Raw genomic sequence first — 10782 nt, forward strand, 5'->3', positions numbered from 1 at the left:
CCATCTAAATATTGCTTAGCAATGATACATTTTAGCTCTCGGCTATATTTGGACATAAAAAGACCCCCAATAATTGGTGTCCAACTATTGGGGGTCAGTTCATTTTCATGTAGGGCTTTTTTGTATCTCGCCTTTCACCGTTAAAACGTAAACCTTGCCCCCAAACGAAGTGTATTCTGGTTTAGGTTTTTACTATACGTGTGTTCATACCCAGCATCGACCGCGAGCCAAGAAAGAACGTCAACCGAGCTCACAATCCCAAAGTTGTTTAAGCCATGCTTATGCGTGTCAGAATAGCTATAAAATGGTTGCAACGACCAACGCTCATTAATCGAAACAATCGCCCCAGCCTCACCGATAAAGCCCTCATCGTAGTTTTTGGTGGTTTCTCTATCACACGGTCCATGGATAGTGTCATTTCGGCACGAAGAACGCCTCTGCGGCCTAACCCAATTCACCCCACCAGAAGCGTAAAGCTCAACCTGCGAAGTAATAGGATGATACCAGCCCAACTGAACAGACAAATCAGACAGTGTCGTCGAAGAGCGTGTGGTCACAGAAGAGTCGAAACCGACGAAAAAAGTATCCTTTAAGGCATAGTTACCGCCGACATAGCCACCGTAAAGCTGCTTACTCCCCGAGTTATTGTAAGCACCATCAAAGTAATCTTGAAAACCATCGTCGCTCACCCTCGTATTCTGATATCCCGTATAGAGATAATTTGATCCTTTAGAGGCTATACAAGGAACACTAATAAAACTTAAGCAAATGGTGGTAACAATAAGGGGGCGCATGCTGATGCTCTGTCTTTTGATTGGAATATATGAAGTGTAACTTAACCTCAATTGAACGATGTTTTATTTTTGTTTCAAAGCTTTTCTAACCTTCACTTCACCTACAAAAAAGCCCTGCACATCATGCAAGGCTTTCTTTTATTTTTTCATAAAGTTATTTAAGGTCGCTACTTTTCTTCAAAACGTTTAGCTAACTGATAGAACTCGTTTACTTGTTCTTTAAGCTCAGTCGAATGATCCTTCACTGAGTGAGTAGCAACTAAATTCTGCTCTGCTGTCGACGCGATAGATTGCATGTGAAGATTCACCTCACTCGACAGTGTGCGTTGCTTATGGGCTGAGTTTTCTACCGACTGCATCAACTCGTTCATAGATTGCATCAAGTTTTCAACTTCAGATATACGCTCTGCGCTCACCTTAGCCACATCACCGCACGCATCGGTCTGCTCTCTGTTCGCCAGTATGTCTTTCTGCCAACCTTCAATGGTAGTGAGCATGGTTTCGATGCTCTCTTTGATTTGTACTGTCGCGTTCGAAGTACGCCCAGACAGCGCACGTACTTCATCAGCCACTACGGCAAAGCCTCGACCTTGCTCACCCGCTCTCGCCGCTTCTATTGCTGCGTTGAGCGCCAGCAGGTTGGTTTGCTCCGCAATGCCACCAATCTCTTCCATTATCTTACTGACACTTTGCGCTTGATCGCTCAGTTGGTAAGTCGTTTGTGTCGCTTTTTCAGCTTGTGAAGCTAAATTTTCAAGGTTGCGATGAGTTTGGTTAATGCTCTCTTTAGCGCCAGCACAAGTCTCTAGAGTCACATCGACAATCTGATGCGCTTCTTCTGTACGAGACGAAACTTCATTCGCGGTTAATTCAACCTCTTCGGTTGCCTCACGTACTTGCAGAATGTCTTTGGTTTGTTGATCTAACGCTTCAGACACTTCAAACGACGTAGCATTAAGATTGTCAGCCAAATCTTGCAATGGTTTCGCTGAGTCAGTCATTCGACCTAATACAGTGCGTATACGAGCAGACAGAAGTTTTAAGTGAAAATCAGCCACAGAAAACTTACTGTTCCCTGAATAAACTAGGCGGCTCACGCTATCGAACTTTGATTGCAGTTTTTTCAGCTGTAAAGGTGTGTCGATGAGTTCTTGGCGGAACAACAGCGCAAGAGCAGAGACAGGTAGTAAACTCAGAAGCCATTGGGACACTTGCCCTACTTCGACAAGGTTTGAAATCAGCGGTGCAGCCAGAGAGCCCAGCAACACAGCATAACGAACACTATCACTGATCTGTAATGACCATTGGCGACCAGATTTCTCAGCCTTCAATAAACCTTGGTATGCTTTATCGGCAACTTGTACCCATTCGTTTTTAGGCTTCACACGTACCGATTGGTAACCACTCACCTTCCCATTATCGTAAATTGGCGTCACATAAGCATCGACCCAATAGTATCCACCCGATTTGGTTTTGTTTTTTACGATACCCCGCCACGCTTTGCCTTGCTTAAGGTTTAACCACATATCGGCAAACGCCGCTTTAGGCATATCGCCATGCCTAACGATATTGTGGTGTTGCCCTAGTAACTCTTGCTGGCTGTATTCTGCGATACGACAAAAAGCATCATTACTGTAAGTAATCACGCCTTTGAGGTCCGTCGTGGATACGAGTTGTTCGTGTTCGCTGAGTAACGTTTCACGAGATAGAGAAGATGAGCTGACAGTCATTATTATTAACTTTGGTTAATTATTATTTTAGGCGAGGAATATATACAATTATTAAAGTTATGACAAAATGTGAACGTCACATTTTGCGTAAATGCCTGCTATTTACACGAATTTAAGCTAGTTACCTCACATAGCTGCAATTTTGTACTAAACGTCCTAGTCTCGGTTACGCCTCTTCTAAATTCAATTCAGTACTAAACTTCACCGTTCTCATTGATACAGAGGTGTGGAACTTACGAATATTGAGATCTTTGCGTAGCACTCGCTCAACAAAGTCTTCGTAGGCTTGGATATCTTTAACAGTCACGATAAGCATAAAGTCATAACTGCCTGAGATCTGATAACACTGCGTAACTTCTGTAGCCTTCGAGATAGAATGGCGAAAAATTTGATAAATATCGCCTCTATCTCGCTCCATTTCGACAGACACGACCAAAGTCATCTTATGACCAGCAAGCTCAGGGTTAATAATAGATACATCGCCCACGATCACTCCCTCCTCTCTCAAACGTTTTACACGCTTTAAACAGGCAGGCGGTGACAAACCAACAAGCTCGGCCAATGCTAAATTGGGAATACGATTATTCTTTTGAAGTTGGATAAGAATGCTTCTATCTATGCGGTCGATTTCCATAATTTCTCAAATCCATTATTTATTGACTAATAATTTCTCAATTAAAGGTAACTAAAAAATTATAGCCGAATTTATAACGAGATTTAGAAATCACGATCACAGCAATCACGATAAGATCTTCTTAAATCAAACAGTCGCAACATGGACGTATCAATGAAATCCACTTATCAATTTTTTAAAGAACTCTTAAAAGAGATTTTCGATGTTACCTCAACGCTTTTTCGGATCATGATTCCAATTATCATCGTCATAAAAGTCGTAGAAGAGCTTGGCGGCATAGTGATTCTGAGTGAATGGTTAAGCCCAATAATGGAAAGCGTTGGGTTACCAAAAGAGATGGGCCTAGTGTGGGCTACTACCATCCTCACCAATATATACGCTGGCTTAATTATTCTCATCAACTCCGATGTTTCTTTAACGGTTGCTCAAGCTTCTGTGTTAGGCAGCATGATGCTGCTCGCTCATTCGCTACCAATCGAAGGCGCAATCGCGAAAAAAGCAGGGGTAAGTTGGCTTGCCACCTTATCAGTCAGAGTCGGCGGCAGCTTGGTATTGGCATGGCTACTGAATCTCAGCTATCAATACGGAGATTTACTCAACTATCCAGCAACCGTCTTATGGCAGCCAGAAGTATCGTCAGATAACAGTTACATCGGTTGGGCTATCGAACAACTCAAAAACTTTGCAGTGATATTCATGGTGATTTCAGCACTGCTACTGTTACTTAAAGTTTTAAAGGTTCTTGGCATCGAGAAGTTAATGGCTCTGCTGCTACGACCATTTTTAAGACTACTAGGCATCAGCAAAGATGCGACCAATCTAACCATCATAGGGATCACGCTCGGCCTTTCGTTCGGAGGAGGTCTATTGATCAACGAAGCAAAGAAAGGACATATAGCCGCAAGAGACGTGTTTACCGCCATTATGCTACTCAATCTGCTCCACAGTTTGATTGAAGACACCTTGTTGATCTTACTGATCGGGGCTGATTTTTACACCATATTCTGGGGAAGAATCGTATTCTCAGTTCTCATCGTCGCTTTAATTTCGCACGCTATTAAACGTGTCAAACCAACGATTTGTGAGCGTTACTTTTATCGCGACGTATCCAAATCATAACAGCGAAAACTCACCTTAAACCTTTTAGTAAAAGAGCCGGCACACAGGCTCTTTAATCATCAGCTTTTTCACTACCCAACTTGTTCGCCACTACCACCAACCGCTCCAACCCAAAAATTTGCGTAACATTGCGCCCACAAGCGCTTTCACCTCTCCTCAATCGAAGAAATCGTGATAATTCGAGTGAAAATAATTTAAACACGAATAATCCATCATTGGGCTGACAATAAAATTCATTATTCTTATATCAACACAAAGTATAACGGTATTTTTATTACTATCTAAAGCCTTACCTCTATTAACATGAGAGACAATAACCATATTATCTACACTGATACTTACTATTAAAACCATCAACTATAAATTCACCAAAATTCAATAAATAACTGACAATAAGATAATTACCTGAGGGTATTTGATATTAACTCTTAATGTTGAAAATAGGATAGACAATAACTTGTAAAAATTTACAGTTTGATTGGTTAATTTTATAAATATATTTTGTTACATAATCGAAACAAATGGCTAATTATAACAATGTCTCATAAAACAATGGCTTTAATGGTTCTGTCCTTATCCTCACTGTCACAGGCTTACACTATAGAGAATGATGAACCATTGCTGAAGTCATTGATTGAACAGGGCATTATCTGTCCAGGCTTAAATTATGAGGAAAACCAAGAAGCTTTGCGTATCTATCTCAATGCCAAAGCAAATAAGAACCATCAGCCTAATCTCGATTTAAATAAAGATATAGAAAACCAACGTCAGGTAAATAAAGCACCAAAAGAGTGCATTAGACCAATATCGGTGAATAACACCGGTGAAGGAAGTTGATATTAATATCGACATGGAAATATAAAAAGGAAATGTAATGAAGATAATGAGAAAGACGTTGCTGGCTTCAGCAATGATTACTCTATTTAGCGTCAACAGTTATGCTAAAACACCTATTGATTTAGGTGTTGTTAATGAAGATAAGCTAATTGAAATGCTAGTAAGACAAGGCTTAGTTGATGAAAACGCTAGCGATCAAGAAAGACACAGCGCCCTTGATCGTTACCTAAAAAATAAAATCAATTCGGGTTTTAAAGGTGATGCGCAATTTGGCAAGAAAGCCATGGAGCTGAGAGCAAAGATTCTAAAAGCCATCGAAAAAGAGTCCGGCGTCAAAAAAGCGAGTGTTTTCGCACTGGAAATGGGTACCAAGCGCACAGACAAAGTGCTCGCGCTGCTTGTCGACTTCCCTGATCTAAACTGGGACGATAACAAGCTCACTAAAGAGCACACGCAAATGCTCTACGAGAGCTACAACTCAGAACACTACCAAGAGTTACTGTTTTCTGATTCGGGCTATACCGGACCAAATGGTGAAAACTTAATCTCGATGCGCCAGTATTATCAGAGCGAGTCAGGCGACAGTTACAGTGTGGCAGGTCAGGCCGCAGGTTGGTATCGAGCTTCTAAGCCAGCATCTTTCTACGGTGGTAACTCCCCGACTACAGATAACGATCTAAATGCTCAAGAGCTCGTTCGCGAAGCCCTCAACCAGTTAGCTCAAGACCCTAGCATCAACCTCGCTGATTACGATATTGAGGATCGCTACGATTACGATGGTGACGGAGACTTCCGTGAGCCAGACGGAGTAATTGATCACCTAATGGTGTTCCATGCTTCTGTAGGTGAAGAAGCCGGTGGTGGCGTGTTAGGTCCTAATGCAATCTGGTCTCACCGATTCAACCTTGGACGCACACATGTGCTAGAAGGCACCTCGAGCTCGCTTCCAGACCGCTTTAATGGCCAGTACGCGGCGTTTGATTACACGATTCAACCGATTGACGCAGCAGCCGGTGTTTGTGCTCACGAATATGGCCATGATTTAGGTCTTCCAGATGAGTACGACACGCAATACACGGGCAAGGGTGAACCAGTCTCTTATTGGTCTATAATGTCTTCTGGCAGCTGGGCTGGTCAAATTGGCGGTACTCAACCAACCGCATTCAGTTCTTGGGCAAAACACTTCCTACAGAAGTCTATTGGTGGTCGTTGGATTAATGATGACCAAATCTCAATTGATGACCTGGAAGACAATCCACAAATTTACACCTTGTTCCAAACGACAGATAACTCCCGTCCGAACATGATTAAGGTCGACCTTCCAGAGAAACAAATCGAAGGTTTGAAACCGTTCGAGGGTGAGTACTCATTCCACTCTCAAAAAGGCGACGACCTGAAAAATAGCATGACCCGTAAGCTGAAAATCCCGGCGGGCGATTCTGCAATGCTTACCTTCAAAACTTGGTACCAAATCGAAAAAGACTATGACTTTGCTCGTGTCCTTGTGAACGGGCAAGCCATCGCAGGCAACATCACCTCTATGGATGACCCCTACAACACCGGCCTAGTGCCTGCGGTAGGTGGTGAGTCTGACGGGTGGATTGATGCTGAATTTGATGTTTCTCAATGGGCTGGACAAGAAGTCGAGCTTTCGTTCGAGTACATCACCGATGGCGGCTTAGCCATGGAAGGTTTCTACTTAGACAACCTGAGCCTTATCGTTGACGGTGACACAGTTGCGCTAGATGACGGCGAAGATAACTCTAGCTTTGCGCTTAATGGCTTCAAATTGAACAATGGTTTCCATCAAGCTCAACACTACTACCTACTGCAATGGCGCAGTCATATGGACGTGGATGAAGGCTTGGCTAATATCAAGCGCATGGGCCAGCTCATGTCGTTCGATCCAGGTCTGATCATTTGGTATGTCGATGAGTCGCTCACTGATAACTGGGTAGGCAAGCATCCAGGAGAAGGCTGGTTAGGTGTGGTCGATGCAGACCAAAATGCCATGATTTGGCAAAACTCAGGAAAAGTCGCTCAAACACGTTACCAAGTCCGTGATGCCGCGTTTTCACTGAAAGATCATACTCCTATGCGTCTTGTGAACAGTGACAACGATGTGCTTCAGGACACAAGCCTAGTGGGTACAGCGAGCTTCTCTGATGACCAAGATTACACATCACCACAAGCTCCTGATTCGGGTCGTATTTTGACTAAGTTTGGCTTGGTGGTAGACATTGTTAACCAAAGCGATGTCAACGAATACGGTGTAGTACGTCTGTCGAAAGTAAGCCAACACAACATCGCGCCAACAGCGAACTTCGAACTCAATACAGATGGGTTGAACGTCTCAGCTCGCAACTTCAGTTCGGATCAAGATGGCGAAATCATCAGCTACCTATGGGACTTCGGCAACGGCGCAACAAGCAGTGAAATCGCGCCAACATGGACTTACCAAGAAGCCGGCGAATACACAGTCAGCCTTACGGTAGTCGACGACAAAGGTGCTAACGCATCGTTTAGCTCAATCGTTAATGTTGAGGTTCCAAACGCGCTTCCTGAAGCAAGTGCGAAGTACATTCACTTAGGTCGTTGGGTCACTATGTGGTCAACAAGCTCAGACAGTGATGGGCGAATTGTCGATACAGAGTGGACATTACCAAATGGAAAAGTGAAACGAGGTCGTACATTCACTTCTATCTTCCCTTCATACGGAAAGCATGAAGTGAAACTAAAAATCATCGATGACCAAGGCGGGATCACGACTAAGACCATTATGGTCGACCTATAAGTCGCTTCTAGCTCAAATCATTGAAATAAGTACGTAGACAATAACGTGCGTACTGATAAACCAACTTAAGTACTGCTGTCTTTGGCATGAGTCAGGACAGCAGTTTTAAGAAAACGTTATTATTTAAGCCGTAAGCAAAAGCCCTACCGTCATCGGTAGGGCTTTTTATTGGTCTGTGCTTCGGAAAAGCTAGCCTAACGCTCTGTTCAAATGAAGAAGTTAATATCTCCAAACAAGCGATAACTCATCATACAGGTTGATTTTGAATGCGAGATTTACGTGCGCTAAATGCAAACAATATGATAACGGCTAACACAAATGGCAATACATAAATATTGAGGTTTTGCCAGCCCGCTGTCGACTCTAACCAACCAGAAAGCAACGCCGTTACTGTCACACAGCCAAAGACAATAAACTCATTAAACGCTTGAGCCTTCGCTTTGTTCTGCGGTTGATAAGATTGACTGAACAAACCGGTTGCCGCGATGAACATAAAGTTCCAGCCTACCCCGAGTAAAACCAAAGCCGCTCTGAAATGCCAAATCGACTCACCATGGATGTTGATGGCAATACAAAACACAAACAGTATCCCACCTGCCAAGATCATCATTCTTGAACCAAACTTCTCGATGAGTGACCCAGTAAAGAAGGCAGGAACAAACATACCTAACACGTGCCACTCGATCACACCCGCCGCTTTAGTAAAGTCGAAACCACATCCAATCATCGCTAGTGGTGTAGCCGTCATCAAAATGTTCATCACCGCATAGGCGACCATCGCTGCAAATACAGCTCCGACGAAATTAGGCGCCTTTACAATTGCACTCAAAGAATCCGACTTCGGCGCTTGGTGACTAAACGACACTTTAGGGAATTGAATGGTCTGTAAGATAACGAGTGCTAAAATGTTTAACCCAATCAATGAAGCGAACGCACCAATATATAAGCCATCTTGCGACCATTGCTGAGACATAATCGCTAAGTTCGGCCCGAGTACCGCCGCAAGGACACCACCAGCCATTGAAATCGAGATTGCGCGGTGTCGTGCATTTTCATCACACACTTCAATGGCCGCGAAACGATAAAGCGTTCCAAAACCAATACCGATACCCAATAAGAAGGTGGCGAAGCAGAACAGATAGAAGTTTTGTTGTGATAGCGCGTAAGTTGCTAGGCTCGCCCCCGTTATACCGACGAGATTACCGATACTAAACCCTCGCTTGCGGCCTAGCTTACCTGAAATCAAAGAGGCGGGAATGGTGGCAGCCATCAAACCCAAAAACTGCAACGCAACTGGTAAGGTAATCATACTGGCACTGGGCGCAATCTGTTTTCCTATCAAACCAATCACGGAAATCAGTAAGATATTCCCTGTCATTAATAAGGCCTGACACAGTGACAGCAGCCAAACATTTCTATTCATCTTCGTTCCTAAATATGAGCGCGGCTGATCACTAGACCAAATAACCAACAAAGTCTCAACACTTTGTTACAAAAAATGAAACTCACCTGCTACCAATGTATTGCTTTAAAGCCATCTCCTTTTGGATCTTTAACGATATCGAATGCGTCGCTTTCTATATTTTCAATTCATTCTGGATTTGCATTTATCATTAACGGAGATAATAATAATTTTCTGTTATCCATTAGGGCGTGTTGATCTTTCGAGCTGATTTTTGCAGCGAGTTGCTGGGTATTTATACAAGGCAGAGGCTTTGATGTGTAGCTAGCCTACATGAGAAGCCGATAACGCAGTAGAAATGACCAGCAAACGCTGCCCGTAGGGTTCGGCCAAAAGCGTTTTACTCTTTGTTGAGGGAGATTTGCTTAGAATGACTAGGCTACTTCTCCCTCGCCGCGATTAAAACGCTTTTATCTCGAACAAAATTTAACCACGAAAGACCAACACGCCCTAGCACTGTTTCAAAAAACTTCGGCATTAAGAGGCGAGTATGATTAATCCACTTTGGCTCAACACATTTAAAACTCTGGTAGAAGTCGGCCATTTCACCCAAACGGCTGAAAAGTTGTACATGACTCAGCCCGGTGTGAGCCAGCATATTAAAAAGCTTGAGCAAGCATGTGACTGTGAACTGCTCTCTCGAGAAAATAAGAGCTTCGAGCTTACCGAGCAAGGTCGGATCATGTATCGCTATGCACTCAAACTAGAGAAAGACCAAGAAGACCTTTTTGAATCACTTAGTTTCGACAACCCTTATTCAGGACAGTGCCACCTATCCTGTTCAGGATCGCTTTCCTTGCGCTTATATCCCAAGCTTCTTGAACTACAACAGCAACACCCAGAGCTAAGCATCAATCTTGAAGCCGCACCGAATAAGAAGATATTGAATGACCTGCTTCAAGGGACAACCGATGTAGGCATCGTAAGACACTCACCGAACGACAGTTACTACCAAAGCCAAATTATCGGCAAAGAAGCCTTGTGTCTTATCGTGCACCACAGTCATGCCGACCTTGAGATAACGCCACAAACACTGCACGAGATTGGACTCATCGCTCACCCAGACTCTGCGCACTACCTCTCTTTATACTTCGACCTGTGTGGTGATAAAGAGCTCGCGAACATCAACATTAATGAGATTCCGAAATCAGGCTACATCAACCAACTTCATCAGATACTGCTGCCCGTATCCAAGGGATTAGGGTTTACCGTGTTGCCAGCTGGTGCCGTTGAACATTTTGCTGAAAGAGATAAGTTGCACGTCGTCCCACCAAAAGTAGAAGTTGAGGAAACGCTGTACTTAGTCCAAAAGCGAAACCGCAAGCTCCCTCATCGATACAACACCGTGATTAATTTAATCAAACAGAATGTCAGCAATTAGGTTAGTGCACAGATAAAAAAGCCTTTAACCA

Annotated in this window: 8 protein-coding genes; 4 read left to right on the forward strand and 4 right to left on the reverse strand. The window is 43.5% G+C overall.

Annotated elements, in window-relative coordinates; genetic code table 11:
* Positions 1–140: 140 nt before the first annotated feature.
* From F0228_RS21850 to F0228_RS21860, 3 genes are all read right to left on the reverse strand, one after another.
* Positions 141–689 carry a hypothetical protein gene (locus F0228_RS21850; protein ID WP_345775988.1) on the reverse strand — a complete coding sequence of 183 codons (549 nt, stop codon included), beginning with the start codon at positions 687–689 and terminating at the stop codon, positions 141–143.
* Positions 690–961: 272 nt separating this feature from the next.
* On the reverse strand, positions 962–2524 hold the full coding sequence (locus F0228_RS21855) for a PAS domain-containing methyl-accepting chemotaxis protein (RefSeq protein WP_171731941.1): 1563 nt from the start codon (positions 2522–2524) through the stop codon (positions 962–964).
* A 166-nt stretch (positions 2525–2690) separates the two neighbouring features.
* The gene (locus F0228_RS21860; RefSeq protein WP_008216282.1) at positions 2691–3158 is read right to left on the reverse strand and encodes an Lrp/AsnC family transcriptional regulator; all 468 of its coding nucleotides are present in this window, start codon (positions 3156–3158) and stop codon (positions 2691–2693) included.
* A gap of 153 nt (positions 3159–3311) precedes the next feature.
* Here F0228_RS21860 and F0228_RS21865 point away from each other — a divergent pair, with 153 nt between their 5' ends.
* The 3 genes from F0228_RS21865 (at position 3312) to F0228_RS21875 (ending at position 7908) form a co-directional block, all read left to right on the forward strand.
* On the forward strand, positions 3312–4277 hold the full coding sequence (locus F0228_RS21865; RefSeq protein WP_171731942.1) for a hypothetical protein: 966 nt from the start codon (positions 3312–3314) through the stop codon (positions 4275–4277).
* 537 nt (positions 4278–4814) lie between these two features.
* Positions 4815–5114: a hypothetical protein gene (locus F0228_RS21870; RefSeq protein WP_061032333.1), complete on the forward strand. Its 300-nt coding sequence runs from the start codon at positions 4815–4817 to the stop codon at positions 5112–5114.
* 37 nt (positions 5115–5151) lie between these two features.
* Positions 5152–7908 (forward strand): immune inhibitor A domain-containing protein, encoded by a 2757-nt coding sequence (locus F0228_RS21875; protein WP_171762740.1) that lies wholly within the window; start codon positions 5152–5154, stop codon positions 7906–7908.
* 247 nt (positions 7909–8155) lie between these two features.
* Here the strand turns inward: F0228_RS21875 and F0228_RS21880 are convergent, their stop codons facing one another.
* Positions 8156–9331, reverse strand: a complete 1176-nt coding sequence (locus F0228_RS21880) for an MFS transporter (RefSeq protein WP_061032331.1) — start codon at positions 9329–9331, stop codon at positions 8156–8158.
* 529 nt (positions 9332–9860) lie between these two features.
* Between F0228_RS21880 and F0228_RS21885 the strand changes: the two genes are divergently transcribed.
* On the forward strand, positions 9861–10751 hold the full coding sequence (locus F0228_RS21885) for a LysR family transcriptional regulator (protein WP_171762741.1): 891 nt from the start codon (positions 9861–9863) through the stop codon (positions 10749–10751).
* The last annotated feature ends 31 nt before the right edge of the window (positions 10752–10782 follow it).

It is taken from the genome of Vibrio sp. 99K-1 (assembly GCF_013114585.1).
GTDB classification, from domain to species: Bacteria; Pseudomonadota; Gammaproteobacteria; order Enterobacterales; family Vibrionaceae; genus Vibrio; species Vibrio chagasii_B.

Coding starts and splice junctions, on each gene's coding strand:
- F0228_RS21855 (WP_171731941.1), bottom strand. CDS start 2,524: ATGACTGTCAGCTCATCTTCTCTATCTCGTGAAACGTTACTCAGCGAA.
- F0228_RS21860 (WP_008216282.1), bottom strand. CDS start 3,158: ATGGAAATCGACCGCATAGATAGAAGCATTCTTATCCAACTTCAAAAG.
- F0228_RS21865 (WP_171731942.1), top strand. CDS start 3,312: ATGAAATCCACTTATCAATTTTTTAAAGAACTCTTAAAAGAGATTTTC.
- F0228_RS21870 (WP_061032333.1), top strand. CDS start 4,815: ATGTCTCATAAAACAATGGCTTTAATGGTTCTGTCCTTATCCTCACTG.
- F0228_RS21875 (WP_171762740.1), top strand. CDS start 5,152: ATGAAGATAATGAGAAAGACGTTGCTGGCTTCAGCAATGATTACTCTA.
- F0228_RS21880 (WP_061032331.1), bottom strand. CDS start 9,331: ATGAATAGAAATGTTTGGCTGCTGTCACTGTGTCAGGCCTTATTAATG.
- F0228_RS21885 (WP_171762741.1), top strand. CDS start 9,861: ATGATTAATCCACTTTGGCTCAACACATTTAAAACTCTGGTAGAAGTC.